General features: G+C 68.3%; 16 protein-coding genes. 9 read left to right on the forward strand and 7 right to left on the reverse strand.

Translation table 11 applies throughout. The annotated features are described in order from the left end of the window. Positions 1-20 precede the first annotated feature (20 nt). Both GQS65_RS08260 and fer read left to right on the forward strand, forming a co-directional pair. A complete protein-coding gene (locus tag GQS65_RS08260) occupies positions 21-1,250 on the forward strand; it encodes an inorganic phosphate transporter (protein ID WP_368279967.1) in 1,230 nt (409 codons plus the stop codon). Positions 1,251-1,353: 103 nt separating this feature from the next. Beyond that, positions 1,354-1,743, forward strand: a complete 390-nt coding sequence (fer, locus tag GQS65_RS08265; RefSeq protein WP_158204158.1) for a ferredoxin Fer — start codon at positions 1,354-1,356, stop codon at positions 1,741-1,743. A 335-nt stretch (positions 1,744-2,078) separates the two neighbouring features. On the opposite strand, the gene GQS65_RS08270 is transcribed toward fer, so the two are convergent. Together GQS65_RS08270 and prf1 are read right to left on the reverse strand one after the other, a co-directional pair. Continuing rightward, positions 2,079-2,435 carry a hypothetical protein gene (locus GQS65_RS08270; protein WP_158204159.1) on the reverse strand — a complete coding sequence of 119 codons (357 nt, stop codon included), beginning with the start codon at positions 2,433-2,435 and terminating at the stop codon, positions 2,079-2,081. Positions 2,436-2,795: 360 nt separating this feature from the next. Beyond that, on the reverse strand, positions 2,796-4,058 hold the full coding sequence (gene prf1, locus GQS65_RS08275; RefSeq protein WP_158204160.1) for a peptide chain release factor aRF-1: 1,263 nt from the start codon (positions 4,056-4,058) through the stop codon (positions 2,796-2,798). Positions 4,059-4,149: 91 nt separating this feature from the next. On the opposite strand from prf1, the gene GQS65_RS08280 reads away from it, so the two are divergent. Next, the gene (locus GQS65_RS08280) at positions 4,150-5,250 is read left to right on the forward strand and encodes a MinD/ParA family ATP-binding protein (protein WP_158204161.1); all 1,101 of its coding nucleotides are present in this window, start codon (positions 4,150-4,152) and stop codon (positions 5,248-5,250) included. A 67-nt stretch (positions 5,251-5,317) separates the two neighbouring features. On the opposite strand, the gene GQS65_RS08285 is transcribed toward GQS65_RS08280, so the two are convergent. Further along, on the reverse strand, positions 5,318-5,572 hold the full coding sequence (locus GQS65_RS08285; RefSeq protein WP_158204162.1) for a hypothetical protein: 255 nt from the start codon (positions 5,570-5,572) through the stop codon (positions 5,318-5,320). 120 nt (positions 5,573-5,692) lie between these two features. On the opposite strand from GQS65_RS08285, the gene GQS65_RS08290 reads away from it, so the two are divergent. Continuing rightward, a complete protein-coding gene (locus GQS65_RS08290; protein ID WP_158204163.1) occupies positions 5,693-5,926 on the forward strand; it encodes a hypothetical protein in 234 nt (77 codons plus the stop codon). Positions 5,927-5,968: 42 nt separating this feature from the next. Here the strand turns inward: GQS65_RS08290 and GQS65_RS08295 are convergent, their stop codons facing one another. Both GQS65_RS08295 and argS read right to left on the reverse strand, forming a co-directional pair. Continuing rightward, entirely contained in the window at positions 5,969-6,481 is a 513-nt protein-coding gene (locus tag GQS65_RS08295; RefSeq protein WP_158204164.1) for a hypothetical protein, read from the reverse strand. A 79-nt stretch (positions 6,482-6,560) separates the two neighbouring features. After that, complete coding sequence (gene argS / locus GQS65_RS08300) at positions 6,561-8,321, reverse strand: arginine--tRNA ligase (RefSeq protein WP_158204165.1); 1,761 nt, start codon at positions 8,319-8,321, stop codon at positions 6,561-6,563. Positions 8,322-8,486: 165 nt separating this feature from the next. Here argS and GQS65_RS08305 point away from each other — a divergent pair, with 165 nt between their 5' ends. Together GQS65_RS08305 and ribB are read left to right on the forward strand one after the other, a co-directional pair. Beyond that, on the forward strand, positions 8,487-9,209 hold the full coding sequence (locus GQS65_RS08305; RefSeq protein WP_158204166.1) for a DUF120 domain-containing protein: 723 nt from the start codon (positions 8,487-8,489) through the stop codon (positions 9,207-9,209). After that, a complete protein-coding gene (ribB, locus tag GQS65_RS08310; protein ID WP_158204167.1) occupies positions 9,209-9,862 on the forward strand; it encodes a 3,4-dihydroxy-2-butanone-4-phosphate synthase in 654 nt (217 codons plus the stop codon). Before GQS65_RS08305 ends, ribB begins: the two co-directional genes overlap by 1 nt. Positions 9,863-10,258: 396 nt before the next feature. Here the strand turns inward: ribB and GQS65_RS08315 are convergent, their stop codons facing one another. Continuing rightward, on the reverse strand, positions 10,259-10,465 hold the full coding sequence (locus GQS65_RS08315) for a hypothetical protein (RefSeq protein WP_199268451.1): 207 nt from the start codon (positions 10,463-10,465) through the stop codon (positions 10,259-10,261). 220 nt (positions 10,466-10,685) lie between these two features. On the opposite strand from GQS65_RS08315, the gene GQS65_RS08320 reads away from it, so the two are divergent. From GQS65_RS08320 to GQS65_RS08330, 3 genes are all read left to right on the forward strand, one after another. Continuing rightward, positions 10,686-11,627, forward strand: a complete 942-nt coding sequence (locus tag GQS65_RS08320; RefSeq protein WP_158204168.1) for a branched-chain amino acid transaminase — start codon at positions 10,686-10,688, stop codon at positions 11,625-11,627. A 102-nt stretch (positions 11,628-11,729) separates the two neighbouring features. After that, complete coding sequence (locus GQS65_RS08325; RefSeq protein WP_368279970.1) at positions 11,730-13,781, forward strand: hydantoinase/oxoprolinase family protein; 2,052 nt, start codon at positions 11,730-11,732, stop codon at positions 13,779-13,781. After that, on the forward strand, positions 13,781-15,466 hold the full coding sequence (locus tag GQS65_RS08330; protein WP_158204169.1) for a hydantoinase B/oxoprolinase family protein: 1,686 nt from the start codon (positions 13,781-13,783) through the stop codon (positions 15,464-15,466). Before GQS65_RS08325 ends, GQS65_RS08330 begins: the two co-directional genes overlap by 1 nt. A gap of 3 nt (positions 15,467-15,469) precedes the next feature. Here the strand turns inward: GQS65_RS08330 and GQS65_RS08335 are convergent, their stop codons facing one another. Beyond that, a complete protein-coding gene (locus GQS65_RS08335) occupies positions 15,470-15,814 on the reverse strand; it encodes a hypothetical protein (protein WP_158204170.1) in 345 nt (114 codons plus the stop codon). Positions 15,815-15,836 lie beyond the last annotated feature (22 nt).

Consider the following 15,836-nt stretch of genomic DNA (forward strand, 5'->3'; position numbering starts at 1 on the left):
GGCGTGAGTAAGGTTCGGGTGTGGTCGAGGTACTCCTACTCGTCGGCTTAGCAGTGGCGGTGTTCGTCGGCTTCAACATCGGTGGGTCGTCGACGGGCGTCGCCTTCGGCCCCGCCGTGGGGAGCGGGACGCTCGGCAAACTCGCCGCGGGCGCGCTGATGACGGTGTTCGTCCTCGTCGGCGGGGCGACGGGCGGGACGCGCGTCATCCAGACGATGGGCGGGGACATCGTCCCACAGGACCAGTTCACGCTCGCGGCGAGCGTCGCCGTCCTCTTTTTCGTCGGGATGGCGCTCCTCGTCTCGAACCTGTTCGGCGTCCCCGCCTCGACGTCGATGACCGCCGTCGGCGCTATCGCGGGGTTGGGCGTCGCCACGAACACCATCGACTGGGGGACGATGGGTCGTATCGTCACCTGGTGGCTCGTCGCGCCCATCCTCGCGTTCTGGGTCTGTGGCGTCATCGGGCGCTACCTCTACCCGTATCTCGACGCGTGGCTAGACCTCGACTCCTCGGACGACCCCGCGCTGTTCGTGGACCGGTCGGGCCTGGTTCCGATTCCCCGTCGTCACCCGAACGCGCGACGGCGAGAGGTCATCGGAACCGTCCTCGTCATCGCCATCGGCTGTTACATGGCGTACGCGGCGGGGGCGTCGAACGTCGCCAACGCCGTCGCCCCGCTGGTCGGCGCGAACGCGATTCCTCCGCTCGACCTGTTCGGTGTCTTCGAACTCAGCAGCCTCTACGTCGCCGTCGTCGTCGCCAGCGGTGCTATCGGCCTCGGGGCGTTTACCATCGCCCGACGGACGCTCGACACCGTTGGCAACGACCTCACCGACCTGCCGCTGACGGCGGCGCTCATCGTCGAGACCATCTCGGCGAGTCTCATCACGTTCCTCTCGTTCATCGGCATCCCCGCCAGCCTCGCCGTGAGCGCGACGATGTGCATCGTCGGCCTCGGGTGGGGACGGGCGACCCGGACCACGACGCTCTCGGACGCCGCGAAGGCCGCCCGGAGCGGCGAACCGCCCGTCGCCGTCGACTCCGTGGCGGCCGACGGCCACGGCGGCGGCCGCGTCAAGAGCGTCAGCGACGTCCCCAGCATCGGCGAGGAAGACCCCGGCAGCCTCAAGGCGAGCGACCTGTTCGACCCCGCCGCCACCGCCCGCGTCGTCGTCCTCTGGGTACTGACACCCAGTATCTCCGCCGTCGCGGCGTATCTGGTCTTCCGGTTCGTGCCCGTCTTCTGACCTGTCGCCCCCGAATTCGCCGATTTCGACGCGAGCAGGTTCTTAGGCCCGCCTAAAGCCGCAACAGCAACATCTAACAGGGCGGCGGGAGTACGCGGGAGTGATGCCTACAGTCGAATACCTCAACTACGAAGTCCTGGACGACCACGGCTGGTCGATGGACGACGACGACCTCTTCGACGAAGCTGCCGACGCCGGCCTCGACGCGGAGGACTACGGCACGCTCGACGTCAACGAGGGCGAGTACATCCTGGAAGCCGCCGAGGCCCAGGGCTACGACTGGCCGTTCTCGTGTCGCGCCGGCGCGTGTGCGAACTGCGCCGCCATCCTCAAAGAGGGCGGCATCGAGATGGACATGCAGCAGATCCTCTCCGACGAGGAGGTCGACGACAAGAACGTCCGCCTGACGTGCATCGGCTCACCGACGGCCGACACCGTCAAGATCGTCTACAACGCGAAACACCTGGACTACCTCCAGAACCGCGTCATCTAAACCCACCTTTTATCCACGAGTGGGGGCCTGCGGCCCCCACAGGGTAAAAGCTGGACCAAAAGGATTCCTCGCTCGCTTCACGCTCTTCGAGCGTTCCGCTCGCTCGTCACCCCGCTCACTCGTTACACTCGTTCGCGGTAAACTGCGCTCGCGTTGCTCGCGCGGATGCTGTGAATCGACCAGTTTCTTCCAGCCAATCTCAGCTGATTCATCTGTTAGACAGAGAGCGTGGGTCTATCAGGTGTCTTTTCAGCAGCGGCAGCTGTCGGTATGTGACGAAGGTAATCGGCTCACTTCAGAAGTCGACCGTGGCTTATACGGGTGCCTTCGACTCGCTACTCGCCGAAGCGAGCCGTTCCACTTTCGATTTCATCTTCGGTGAGGGCGAACCACGCGTAACGCCGCTGCTTAAATTCGAAGTACTTCGCTTTGTGCATCGTCTCCGTCTTGACGATGATGTAGTAGCTCCCGGGCTTCTCCATCACTCCTTTCAGAACTCTCCGTTCCCCCGAGGCAACCGCTATGTCGTGTTCTGTCGGGTCGGACGTGTCGTCCTCCACGGGTTGGGCGGGAGTATTCCGACGGTCACGCCTCGTTTCAGGAATGTCTGCGGAGAGATGTCGGGTCTTGACCGACACAGAGGCCTTCTCGCTCAGTTCGTTGTCTATGTCTATCGAACCAGTCGTCTGCACTCCTTGTCTTCCACCGCAACCCGCCAACGCTGCGAGGGACGTCGTGCCACACAATTGAACGAATCTCCGCCGAGAGGGCATTACGCAAGCCGAGCATCCGGCCAATTAAATCTTTTCTGACGACCAGAATGATACACACGCGGCACGGGTCTAACAATACCGGCAAGCTGTGCAGTGCGGTTATCTCGTGTACTGCACCGCGAACGAGCGCAGCGAGTGAGCGGGCCGATTGAACCCTCGAAAGAGCGAGCGGAGCGAGTGACTGAGGGGGTGATTGAGTGCTTTTGGTCCAGCTTTTACCCTCCGGGGGGCTTCGCCCCCCGGTCGTGGATAAAAGGTGGTGGGTGAAAGATGGGTGTTCTAAATCCCGGTCTCGTAGCGCAGAATCCCGGCGACCCCACCGAACGCGTTCATCAGCTGTTCGCCCTCCTCGAAGTCCGTGGAGATGAACTTCGTCTCCGAGCCACGCTGGTCGGCGATGTCCATCAGGTGCTCGATGACGTCCTCGCGTTCGCTCTCTCCGGCGGGGACGGTCTCGGCGCACTCCGAGCAGTCGTGGTCGGGCGTGTTCTTGCGGTTGTCGATGACCTCGCGCTCCTCGTGGCCGTTCTCGCAGGTGTAGCTGACGACGTCCTGGCGGAGGTCCTCGGAGATGAGCAGGCGGTCGACCGAGCCCATGACGAGGTTCTTTCGGGTCGGCTCGAACCCGTAGGTTGCTCGCTCGCCGTCGTGCAGTTCCTTGAAGAACTCGTCCATCTGGGACTTGTCCTTCATGACCTCGGTCTCCGCCAGCAGGTCCTCGGCGTTGTCGACGAGTTCCTTCAGCCCCGAGTCGTCGGTGTACGAGACGTCTATCTTCCCCAGCACGATGTCCTGGAGTTCGTGGTGGAGGTAGCTACCGTCCATGAACTCGTCTTTCGTCGGCGAGGGGCCGCCGACGAGGACGCCGTCCATCTCGTGACGTTTCGGGACCATCAGGTCGTTGGCCATCCCGGCGACCTTCTGGTAGAAGTTGTCGATGGCCTCCAGACGCAGGCGGGCGAATCGCTGTGCGGACTGGCCACCTTTCCGCTGCTTGCCGGGGACGAGCGAGGAGGCGGATTTGACGGCCTCGATGCGCTTGCCCTTCAGCCACCCCACCGTCGCCTCGCGGCGGTCGAGGACGACGAGACCGTAGAGACCCTTGTCGCCGAACATCTCCTCCAGTGGCTCGGTGAGGAACGCCGAGTCACAGTGGTAGCGGAACGACTGAACGGGTTCGGGTGGGTTCTCGAGGACGCGCGTGACCATGTCGGTCTGGCCGCCGCCGCTGTCGATGGCCCCCGAGAACAGCACCATCCCGTTGTCCGGCGGCGACTTGTAGTAGCGCAGGCGGTCTTTGAGCGAGGTGAGGGCGTCCTGCACGGACGTTCGGGTGTCCTTGGACTTGATGTTCGCCGCCTCGCTGTGCTCCTGGGTGACGTGGGCGACGACGTCCGAGATCATCCGGTCGGGCGGGACGTAGATAGTGACGAGCTGTGTTCCTGATCCCGAGTACTCCTTGAGTTCCTCGATGACCTTCTGGAACTCGTATTTCTGTCGGTCGGACTGCTCGTCCGCCGAGTCGTCCGCTGGGCTACTCATTACTCCCTGTAGAGGAATCGGAGGTAAGTACCCTTTGACCCTCGGAGCGACGCAGCAATCGTTTTGTGCCCGTCGTCCTCAGCCTCCGGTAATGGGCCAGGTGTTCGCTATCGCCGGTGGCAAGGGCGGCGTCGGCAAGACGACCACGACCGTGAACCTCGGGGCCGCGTTCGCGGCGGCGGGCTACGAGACGGTCGCCGTCGACGCCGACCTCGGGATGGCGAACGTCGGCGAGACGCTGGGTATCGAGCACGACCCGAGCGTCCACGAGGTGCTGGCGGGGGAGGCGAGCGTCGACGACGCCACCGTCTCGACCGACCACGGCTTCGACGTCGTCCCCGGCACGCAGTCGCTCGACGCCTTCGCCGCCGCCGACCCGGCGAACCTGCGCGGCGTCATCACGACGCTCCGCGAGGCGTACGACGTCGTCCTCGTCGACACGAGCGCCGGCCTCTCCCACGAGGTGACGGTCCCCCTCGGACTGGCTGACCGGACCGTCCTCGTCACCTCGCCGGACATCGTCGCCATCAAGGACGCCGCCAAGACGGGCCAACTCGCCAAACGCGTCGACGGCGAAGTGGCGGGCGTCCTCGTCACCCGTGGCCGCGACGATACGTACACGCAACAGGTCGTCTCGGAACTGGGCGACGACCTGCTGACCGTGGTCCCCGTCGACGAGCGCCTCGTCACCGACGACACCGTCGCCGCTCCCGGCAGTCCGGTCGCACGGGCGTACAACCGCCTCGCCGCCGCACTGCTCGGCACCGACGACCTGCCAGAACCCGACGGCGTCTACGCGCACGTCGCGCCGGACCCACCGAGGGTTCCCGACGGTCTCACCTCCGCTGTGGTCCCGGCCGAGGACGACGAGAGCAACGGGGAAGGAGCCGCCACCGACGAGAACGTCGACGGCGAGGCCGCCTCGAAACCCGAGCCCACAGGCGAGGAGTCAGACGGTGACGAAACGGTTGACGAGGAGGACGTTGCAGACGACGTCGGCGAGAAGCGGGAGGACGCGGACCCTACGGCCGAAGAAGGAGGAGACGAGTCGCCGGCGACCATCATCGAGAGCGCGGCGGCCGAGGCGGGCGTCGAGGTGCCGGCCGATTCTACGGAGGACGAGGAGCAGTCGACGGCGTCCGAGGAGGAGCGAAAGAGCGCATTGGGCCGGCTTCGCGGGTTGTTCGACTGAGCGGTGCGACGTCGGGCGACCGAGAGGAGGGTTACGGCACCCAATCGAGCAACGCGACGGTGGTGTCCTATCCGACGACCCCGGCCGACTGGAGGAACGTCCCGAGCGCGAGACCCAGCGCGCCACCCGCGCTGGCGAGGAACGCCGTGCGCTTCGACACCCCCAGTGCGTAGAGGAGGAACGTCACGGGAACGAACGTGAGGGAGGTAGCCACCGAGTCGGCGAGGAAGGTGAACGGGTCGACCAGGACGTACACCACGATAGCACAGACCGCGAGCACGAGCGCCGCGAGTCGGTCCGTGGGGAGAGACGACGGGACCATAGCCGCCACTCCCCCGCCGGACGTATCGTTCTACCGCCGAGCGGTAGCGGTCGAACGGACTGGGAGGCGTACGACCATGTTTCGGACGCGAGACGTGTCGCTCGCGGAGGGACATATCACATGGTCGCGTCCGCGATTCGGTCGGCCAACGAGTGGGCAGCACAGCAACCACCGGCACAGGTCGCCGTCCTCGGGGCCGTCGTCGGGGTCGTCCTCGTCACGGCGCTCGACGTCGTACTGGGCGGTTCGGCGGGACTGGGCACGATGCTCCTCGGCAACGTCGTCACGATGGTCGTCATCGGGGCGGCGACCTACGTCGGCGAGAAGCGCCGGCGGGAGTCGTCCAGCGCCTGAGAACGGCCACCTCGGGTTTTTCGGGGAGACTGTTTCGAGGAGTCACGAGTTCGGCGACTCGGCGGACACGTGGTCGGGCGCATCGGGCGCGTCGTCCGCTGGTCGTCGCTTCGGGAGCCAGCCGTACGTTCCAAGCGAGAGCGCGACCGTTCCGAGGAGTGTCGAGAGGCGGTTCGGTCGGACCGACGAGACCGGTACCCCACCGGGGAAGGTCTGGCCGTATCGAAGTACGTTGCTCGTCCAGTCGTACCGGAACGCGTGGTAGACGTCCGGCCCGGAGCGGGCGACAGCCCGCGTGAGTCCGCCCGACCCGACGAACCCGACCGTCGAGGTGGCGAGTCCGAGTGCCAGCAACGCGACGACCGTCGACCACGACCAGCGACCCCGGCCCGCGGTGACCGCCAACGCCACCGGAACCGCGAGCAACACCAACACGAAGAGGTCGTGGAAGGGGACCGGCCCGTAGTTCGTCCAGAACAGCGTGAACTGGTACCCGACGACGGCGAGGAGGACCAGCGTGCCGACGGAGAGTGTTCGAAGCGAGGGCCGGCGCATACGCCGACACGTCGGCGAGCACGAACATAGCCGTTCGGGAGGGCGACACGGTGACTGTGGCGGTCGGAAGACGCGTCCGTCACATCGACTCGGGAGCGGCGACCCCGAGGATGTCGAGTGCGTTGGCGATGGCGTGTTTCGAGGCGGCGACGAGCGCGAGACGGCCGGCGGCGACGTCGTCGTCCTCGGCGTTGAGCACCGAGCACTCGCGGTAGAAGGCGTTGAACGCCTCGGCGAACTCGCGGGTGTAGGTGGCGACCTGGTGGGGTTCGAGCGAGTCGGCGGCCTCCTCGACGACGGCGGGGAACCGTGCGATGTGTCGGAGCAGGTCGCGTTCCTCGGGCGAATCGAGCAGTGCGATGTCGACGTCCGAGTCCGGTTCGATACCTGCCTGAGCGGCCTCGTCGAGGATGCCACACGCTCGTGCGTGGACGTACTGGACGTACGGTGCGGACTGGGCCTCGAAGTCGAGCGCCTGGTCCCACTCGAAGGTGATGGCTTTCGTCGGCTGTTTCGAGACGATGTCGTAGCGCACCGCGCCGATACCGACCTGGTGGGCGATGCGTTCGACGTCGTTCTCGTCCAGGTCGTCGTCGCGGATGCGGTCGTCGAGGCGGTCGGTCACCTCGTCGCGGGCGCGGTCGATGGCCTCGTCGAGCAGGTCGTCGAGGTCGATACCGGTGCCGGCGCGGGTGGACATCTTCCCCTCGGGGAGGTTGACGTACGAGTAGATGACCGACTCCAGTTTCGAGGTGTCGTTGCCCAGCAGGTCGAGCGTCGTCCTGAGCTGGTCGGCCTGGAGCTTGTGGTCCTCGCCGAGCACCGTGACGGCGCGGTCGTAGTTCTCGAACTTCCACTCGTGGTGTGCGAGGTCGCGGGTCGTGTACAGCGAGGTCCCGTCCGAACGCAGGAAGACGAGGTTCTTCTCGATGCCGTGCTCCGAGAGGTCGAGTTGCCACGCCTCCTCCTCGTAGACGGCCTCGTCGAACTCCTTGAGGCGGGCGACGACGTCGTCGGTCGCCCCGTCGCGCATGAATCGCGTCTCGCGGACGAACTCGTCGAACTCCGCGGGGAGACGTCCGAGACACTCGCGCATCCCCGAGAGCACCTGGTCGACGACCTCGGTGACCCGGTCGAACGTCTCCTCGTCGCCGTCTTCGAGGCCCTGCAGGATGGCCTCGATTTCGGTCTCGGCCTCGGCGACGTCGGCGGCGTCGGCCTCCGCCAGGAACTCGTTGCCCCTGCGGTAGTACCGGACGAGGTCGTACTCGATGCGGTCGCGTTCCTGCTCGGGCAGGTCGGCCTCGTCGAACGTCTCGTAAGCCCAGGTGAAGACGGCCATCTGACGACCGGCGTCGTTGACGTAGTAGTGGCGCTCGACGGTGTTCCCGGCGTATTCGAGGAGATTCGCCACTGCGTCACCGACGATGGGGTTGCGTGCGCGGCCGACGTGGACCGGTCCCGTCGGGTTCGCCGAGGTGTGTTCGACGACGACGCGGTCGTCGGTCGGGGCGAGACGACCGAACGTACCGGTCTGGCCGGCGTGGAGCGTCCCCGAGAAGTAGTCCTCGCTGGGGTAGAAGTTGAGGTACGGCCCCTGGGTCTCGCACCGCCCGACGTACTCCGCGTCGGTCAGGTCGACGGCGTCGGCCAACTCGCCGGCGACCTGTGGCGGCGGCGCGCCGGCCTCGCTGGCGAGGCGGAACGCGACGCTGGAGGCGAGGACGGACTCCATCCCCTCCGGTGGCTCTTCGATGCCGAGGTCCTCGGTGTCGTGGCCGAGGGCGTCGAGGGCGGCGGCCAGCGCCGTCGTCACCTCGTCGCGGAACGGTAGGAACATACCGCTCGGTTGCCCGCCACTCGGTAAACGGGTTTCGTTACCCCGTCAGCGACCGACACAGGGCGACGGCGAGCGTGAACCCTGTGACCGAACCGCACAGTTTAACAGAATCGTGATGCATACCACCTTCGTTACGCTTATGCTCGGGACGCGCTCAGTACCGGTATGGCAGAATCGACGCTCGCGGTCGGGGCCGACGCCCGCGAGACGCTGAAACTCCTCGCGCTCGACGGGGCGCTCGAGGGCCGGGCGAACGTCACCTGCTCCGGTCTCGCCGACCGCCTCGACGTCTCCACCCAGACCGTCTCCCGCCGCCTCCGCGAACTCGACGAAGCCGGCCTCGTCGACCGTGAGATGGGCTCGAACGGCCAGCGCGTGACGACCACCGACGAGGGCCGGCGCGTCCTCGAACGCGAGTACGCCGACTACCGCCGCCTGTTCGAGACCGACCGCGGCGTCGACCTCCACGGCACCGTCACCGGCGGGATGGGCGAGGGCCGCCACTACATCTCGCTACCAGGCTACAACCGCCAGTTCGTCGAGCGACTGGGCTACGAACCGTTCCCCGGCACGCTCAACGTCGAACTCGACGCCGAGAGCACCCGTGCACGGGCCGCCCTCGACGGCCTCGAACCCATCCGCATCGACGGCTGGGAGGACGACGAACGCACCTACGGGCCGGCGTTCTGCTGGCCCGCCCGACTGGTCGTGAGCGCGGAGCACCGGTCCGCGAACGACGACGACGGCTACGAGGTGGTTCACGTCGTCGCCCCCGAACGTACCCACCACGGGCAGGACAAGGTCGAACTCATCGCACCCGACCGACTGCGCGACGAACTGAGCCTCGAAGACGGTGACGGCGTGACCGTCCACGTGGAGGGCCAGTGATGCAGCGAACCGACGGCGTCGCCCGGACCGTCGCCGCCTTCGAGCGTGGCGAACCCGTCCTCGTCCACGACGCCGCCGACCGGGAGGGCGAGACGGACCTCGTCTACCCCGCCGGCAGCGTCACGCCCGAAGCGGTCGCCCGGATGCGCAACGACGCGGGTGGTCTCGTCTGCGTCGCACTCTCCGACGCCGTCTGTGCGGCGCTCGACCTCCCGTTCGTCCAGGAGGTCATCGACCACCCCGTCGGCGCGGACCACGAACTCGGTTACGACGAGCGCTCGTCGTTCTCGCTGACCGTCAACCACCGCGAGACGTACACGGGCATCACCGACGAGGACCGGTCGCTGACCATCACCGAACTCGCCCGCGCGGCCGCCGACCCGGACGCCGCCGAGTTCGCCGAGACGTTCCGCGCCCCCGGCCACGTCCATCTCCTGCGTGCGGCCCCGAACCTCGTCGCCGACCGCGAGGGCCACACCGAACTCGGTCTCGTGCTGGCCGAAGCCGCGGGACTGCCGCCGGCCGTCGTCGTCTGCGAGATGCTCGACGACCGCACCGGCCGGGCGCTCTCACCCGACGACGCCCGCGCCTACGCCGAACGCAACGGGTTCGAGTACGTCGAAGGGAGCGACGTCGTCCGGCAGTTGGGCTGACCGCCTGCAGAACGTTTTTTCACACCACCTGGCAGTTCGAGCGGATGTTCCGCCTCGGACGCACCGACGACGAGACGGTCGCGCTGGTCGAAGCCACCTCCAGGCGGCGGGAACGACGCCGGGTCACGAGGACGGTCGCATCGTCGGCGGAGTGACCGGATTCACGGCCACCAGTGAGGTGGTCGTCGACGTCGGTTCGCCGGCCCCGTCCGAGCCGGTCACCTTCGTCTCCGTCACGGGACGATACGAGCGTCGCTCACAGTTGCAGTTCTTCCTCCGGCGGAAGGTAGCCGAGCGCGACCGAACGGTTCGAGCGCGAACTCCGCGAGCGTGCAGGTAGCGACTTGGCGACGCTCTGAGACGCGCCCGTCGACTACCGACTCGGGAGTCCTCACCTCACCGATTCCCCGTCAGGACCAGCAGCAAGCCGAAGAGGACGCCGAGGACGACGAGCGCCACGCCGCTGAGGCCGTACAGTTCGGCGGGGCTGTACTGGAACTGGTCGCCGTACGTCGTGATACCGGCCGACAGGAGGAGGGTCAGCCCCGACCCGGTCAGAACCGTTGCGATGTCGAACCCCGCGGGATTACCGAAATCAGACACGGTGGCGCTACCGAACCAGCGTCGAAAGGACGGGTGCTTGCACAGGCGGATCGCTCGTCGCCGACGCGGTGACGGCTCCGACGCCGTCGCCGCGGGAGGGCGAGTGGAGACGCGCTCGCTGCCGGACGGCGACGCCGACCGCTGAACCGCCGAGACACCTCCTGACGGGCGACAGGCAAGAATCGCCAACACTCAAGAGGGCCGGTGCGGAGGGTTCGGTATGGGATTTGCCGACATGGACGTCGACACCATCTGGATGGATGGCGACTTCGTCGACTGGGACGACGCACAGGTCCACGTGCTGACTCACGGACTCCACTACGGGACCGGCGTCTTCGAGGGCGTGCGCTGTTACGACACCGAACGCGGCCCCGCCATCTTCCGGTGGGACGAACACCTCGACCGACTCTACGACTCCGCGAAGCCCTACGACATGGAGATCGCCCACGACCGCGAGGAACTCACCGAGGCGACGCTCGAACTCATCCGTCGCCAGGACCTCGAGTCGTGTTACATCCGCCCGCTGGTCTACTACGGCTACAACTCGCTGGGCGTCTCGCCGGGTGACTGCCCGACGAAGACGATGATCGCCTGCTGGCCGTGGGGCGCGTACCTCGGCGAGGACGCCCTGGAGAACGGCATCGACGTGATGGTCTCCTCGTGGCGGAAACACGCCTCCAGCCAGGTTCCGACGAACGCGAAGACGACCGGCCTGTACGTCAACAGTCTGCTCGCCGGTGAGGAAGCACGACAGAACGGCTACCGCGAGGCCATCGTCCTCAACAAGGAGGGCCACGTCGCCGAAGGCCCCGGCGAGAACATCTTCCTCGTCCGCGACGGCGAGATATTCACGCCCGGCCTCGCCCAGTCCATCCTCGACGGCATCACCCGGAACACCGTCATCACGCTGGCCCGCGAGCGTGGCTACACCGTCAACGACGAGGCGGTCATCTCGCGGGGCGAACTCCACACCGCCGACGAACTGTTCTTCACCGGGTCGGCCGCGGAGGTCACGCCCATCAAGCAGGTCGGCAACGTCTCCATCGGGTCGGGGACCCGCGGTCCCGTCACCGAGGAACTCCAGAAGGCGTTCTTCGACCTCGTCGAACGTCGCACGGACGACCACGACGAGTGGTTCACGTACATCGACGAGGAGCAGTAACACCGCTCGGTCGCGGCGAGCGACCACACACCCGTCATCTCTTTCGACACCCGCCCGGTAGCGACGAGGGATGACAGCACGTGACTCGGCGGAGGGCCACCCGTGACCGGCCCGCGACTCGGCGTGGACGTCGGTGGCACGTTCACCGACGTGGTGCTCGCCACCGACGACGGCCTGACGACGGCGAAGGTCCCGTCGACGCCCGACCAGAGCGAGGGCGTCATCGCCGGTGTCGAGAAGGCCTGCGAGCGAGCGGGTGTCGCCCCCGAGACGGTCGAGAGCTTCGACCACGCGACGACCGTCTCGACGAACGCACTGCTCGAAGACGACGGGGCGCGGACGGCACTCGTGACGACCGCCGGCTTCCGCGACGTCCTCGAAATCCGCCGGCAGGACCGGCCCTCGCTCTACGACCTCGACGCGACGCTCCCCGACCCGTTGGTTCCGCGACGTCGACGGTTCGGAGTCGAGGAACGCGCCACGCCGGAGGGCATCGAACACGAGGTACGGGACGACGACGTCGGGCACGTCGCCGACCGCATCGAGGCGGCCGACGCCGAGAGCGTCGCGGTCTGTCTGCTCCACGCCTACGCCCACCCCGAGAACGAGCGTCGGGTCGCCGAGGGCCTCCGTGAACGCCTCGACGTGCCGGTCTCGGTCTCCCACGAGGTACTCGCGGAGTTCCGCGAGTACGAGCGAACCGCGACGACGGCGGCCAACGCCTACGTGACGCCGGTCATCGACGCCTACCTCTCGCGGCTCGAATCGAGAGCCACGGAACACGGGCTTCCGGTCCCGCGGGTGATGCAGTCGAACGGGGGCGTCGCCGACGCCCGGACCGTCCGCGAGCGAGCGGTCACGACGGCGCTCTCCGGGCCGGCGGCGGGCGTCGTCGGGGCGGGTGCGGCCGACGCCGGGGACCTCGTCACGTTCGATATGGGTGGCACCTCCAGCGACGTCGGTATCGTTCGGGACGGCACCGTCGAGCGCACCACCGAGGGGACCGTCGCCGACCGACCCATCCGCGTCCCGATGGTCGACGTGACCACCGTCGGCGCGGGCGGTGGCTCCGTCGCGTGGGTCGACGACGGTGGGGCGCTCCGCGTCGGACCACAGTCCGCCGGTTCGACCCCCGGCCCAGCGTGCTACGGCGACGGCGGCACCGACCCCACCGTCACCGACGCGGCGCTGGCGCTCGGCTACCTCGGGGCGGCCACCGCGCTCGGCGGCGAGTTGGCACTCGACGCCGACGCCGCCGAGACGGTGCTGACGGACCTCGCGGCCGAGGCGGACCTCGACGGGCCGCTCGACGCCGCCCGCGGTGTGGTTCGCGTCGTGACGGCGACGATGACGCGGGCGGTCCGGGCGGTGACCGTCGAGCGCGGCGAGGACCCACGGGAGTTCTCGCTGGTCGGCTTCGGCGGCGCGGGGCCGATGTTCGCGGCCGCGCTGGCCGCCGAGTTGGGCGTCGAACGCGTCGTCGTTCCACAGACCGGTGGCGTCCTCTCGGCGTTCGGCCTGCTCGTCGCCGACGAGCGCCACGACGCCGCCCGGACGACACCCCGACGGCTCGCCGACGCCGACGCCGAGACGGTCGAAACGACGCTCGACACCCTCGCCGAGGAGGTGCGGGCGGCGAGTGAGGCCCCCGAGGGACTCGCGGTGTCGTTCGCGGCGGACTGTCGCTACGCCGGCCAGAGCTTCGAGTTGGCCGTCGACCTCGCTCGGCCGTTCGCCCCCGAGACGGTCGCCGAGCGGTTCCACGCCGTTCACGAGCGCCGGGCAGGCTACCGACTCGACGACCCGGTCGAACTCGTCACGCTGCGGGCCGAGGGCGTCGCCGACCGACGGTCGGTCACCCGGTCGTACGCTGGCGGGGCGAGCGTCGAGGCGGCACGCGTCGACACCCGCGACGTGTGGTTCGACGAGGAGCCACGCGGGACGTCGGTCTACGACCGCGAGCGCCTGCCGGTCGGCGAGACGCTCGACGGACCCGCGGTCTGTGAGCAGGCCGAGAGCACCGTCGTCGTGCCGCCGGGGTGGGACGCGAAGGTCCGCGAGGACGGGGCGCTCGTCCTCACGCGTGGTTCGGACGGGGGCGACTCGGCCGGGACGGGCGGGGAGGCATCCGACATCTCCGGAGGGGATCGGTGATGGACCCCATCGCGCTGGAGGTGTTCCGCAACCGCCTCGAAGGTGTCGCCGAGGAGATGGGTCAGGTACTGATTCGCGGGGCGTACTCGCCGAACATCAAGGAGCGCCGGGACTGCTCGACGGCGCTGTTCGACGCCGACGGCCGTCTCGTCGCGCAGGCCGAACACATCCCGGTCCACCTCGGGGCGATGCCCGCCGCCGTCGACGCGGTGCTGGAGCGTGACCCGCGAGCGGGCGACGTCTGGGTCCTCAACGACCCGTTCGCGGGGGGAACGCATCTGCCGGACGTGACGATGGTCTCACCGGTCGGAGCGACGAGCGATGACGGTGGCCGCGACGGCGGTAGCGAGAGCGGCGACCGACTCGGCTACGCCGTCTCTCGCGCCCACCACGCCGACGTGGGCGGAGCCACACCGGGGAGCATGCCAGCCGGCGCGGCCGCCATCTACGAGGAAGGCGTCCGCATCCCGCCCGTCCGTCTCCAGCGCGGTGGCGAACGGGTCGAAGACGTGATCGACCTGCTGCTGGCGAACGTCCGCAACCCCGACGAACGACGGGCGGACCTGCGGGCACAACTCGCGGCCAACGAGCGCGGTGCCGACCGACTCCGCGAACTCGCCGCGAACGACGACCACCCCCTCGACGAGGCGTTCGACGCCGTCGTCGACTACTCTCGGGAGCGAACGACCAGTGCACTCGGGGACCTCCCCGACGGCACCTACGAGGCCGAAGACGTGCTCGAAGGCGACGGCCGGACCGACGAGGACGTCCCCGTCGTCGCGTCGGTGACCGTCGACGGCGACTCCCTGTCGGTGGACTTCACGGGGACAGCCGACCAGGTGACCGGCAACTGCAACGCCCCGCGTGCGGTCGCTCACAGCGCCGTCTACTTCGCGGTCCGGGCGGTCACGGACCCCGAGATACCGCCGAACCAGGGCTGTTACGACCCGATCACCGTCCGGATACCCGAGGGGAGCCTGCTCGACCCGAAACCGCCCGCCGCCGTCGTCGGCGGGAACGTCGAGACCAGCCAGCGCGTCACCGACGTGGTGTTCGAGGCGCTCGCCGAGGCGGTCCCCGAGCGCGTCCCCGCACAGGGACAGGGGACGATGAACAACCTCACCGTCGGCGCACGGGACGGCTCGTTCGCCTACTACGAGACCGTTGGCGGCGGGTTCGGAGCACGCTCGGACCGTGACGGGATGGACGGCGTCCAGGTGGGGATGACGAACACGCTCAACACGCCGGTCGAGGCGCTGGAACTCGCGTACCCGCTCCGGGTCGAGCGATACGGGTTTCGCCCCGACAGCGGCGGCGACGGCGAGTACCGCGGCGGACTGGGACTCGAACGCGCCGTTCGCGTGCTGGAACCGGCGACCGTCTCGCTGCTGACCGAGCGCCGCCGCCACGCGCCACAGGGCCGGGCCGGCGGCGCTCCCGGCGGGACGGGTGAGAACGTCGTGGTCCGACCGGACGGCGACCGGGCGGTCCTCCCGGCGAAGGTGACGCGGGACGTTCCGGCGGAGTCGACCGTCGTCGTCCGGACGCCCGGCGGCGGTGGCTACGGTGACCCCGCCGCACGCGACCCGGCCCGACGCGGCCGTGACCGTGTCGACGGCGTGGTCACCGAGGACGGAACCCTGGACGGAACGGACGCGGACGGCGACGACGACACGTCGGAGTGAGCCTCACTCGGCGCAGGCGTAGTAGGTGACGTGGTCCCAGTCGGCCGGAATCGGTTCGTCGCCGAGTCGCGCGGCCGGGACGTTCCGGGCGGTGACGTGGCCCGCACGGACGAGTTCGTCGAGCTGGTCGTGGAGGAACTGGGTGTGGACGAGGTCGGTGAGCGCGTCGGTGGTCGTGACGCCGCCGTCGCCTCGTTCCGCCCACGAGGTGCCCATCACCGCGTCGGCGAGTTCCCGGTCGTGGTAGGCGACGCCCGTGTGGTCCGCGAGATACTGGCGAACCGCGTCTCGGTAGGTCGACGCGTCGGCCGCGCTCTGCCAGGCCTCCTCGGTCGTGTCGAGTGGCATACCGGTCGTTCGCCGACCACGA

Source organism: Halomarina oriensis, from assembly GCF_009791395.1.
In the GTDB taxonomy this organism is placed as follows: Archaea; Halobacteriota; Halobacteria; order Halobacteriales; family Haloarculaceae; genus Halomarina; species Halomarina oriensis.

What these genes read in the sequence shown, in the direction of transcription:
- GQS65_RS08280 (WP_158204161.1), top strand. Translation starts at nt 4,150, where the DNA reads ATGGGCCAGGTGTTCGCTATCGCCGGTGGCAAGGGCGGCGTCGGCAAG.
- GQS65_RS08290 (WP_158204163.1), top strand. Translation starts at nt 5,693, where the DNA reads ATGGTCGCGTCCGCGATTCGGTCGGCCAACGAGTGGGCAGCACAGCAA.
- GQS65_RS08320 (WP_158204168.1), top strand. Translation starts at nt 10,686, where the DNA reads ATGGGATTTGCCGACATGGACGTCGACACCATCTGGATGGATGGCGAC.
- GQS65_RS08335 (WP_158204170.1), bottom strand. Translation starts at nt 15,814, where the DNA reads ATGCCACTCGACACGACCGAGGAGGCCTGGCAGAGCGCGGCCGACGCG.
- GQS65_RS08285 (WP_158204162.1), bottom strand. Translation starts at nt 5,572, where the DNA reads ATGGTCCCGTCGTCTCTCCCCACGGACCGACTCGCGGCGCTCGTGCTC.
- ribB (WP_158204167.1), top strand. Translation starts at nt 9,209, where the DNA reads ATGCAGCGAACCGACGGCGTCGCCCGGACCGTCGCCGCCTTCGAGCGT.
- GQS65_RS08295 (WP_158204164.1), bottom strand. Translation starts at nt 6,481, where the DNA reads ATGCGCCGGCCCTCGCTTCGAACACTCTCCGTCGGCACGCTGGTCCTC.
- prf1 (WP_158204160.1), bottom strand. Translation starts at nt 4,058, where the DNA reads ATGAGTAGCCCAGCGGACGACTCGGCGGACGAGCAGTCCGACCGACAG.
- GQS65_RS08330 (WP_158204169.1), top strand. Translation starts at nt 13,781, where the DNA reads ATGGACCCCATCGCGCTGGAGGTGTTCCGCAACCGCCTCGAAGGTGTC.
- GQS65_RS08305 (WP_158204166.1), top strand. Translation starts at nt 8,487, where the DNA reads ATGGCAGAATCGACGCTCGCGGTCGGGGCCGACGCCCGCGAGACGCTG.
- argS (WP_158204165.1), bottom strand. Translation starts at nt 8,321, where the DNA reads ATGTTCCTACCGTTCCGCGACGAGGTGACGACGGCGCTGGCCGCCGCC.
- fer (WP_158204158.1), top strand. Translation starts at nt 1,354, where the DNA reads ATGCCTACAGTCGAATACCTCAACTACGAAGTCCTGGACGACCACGGC.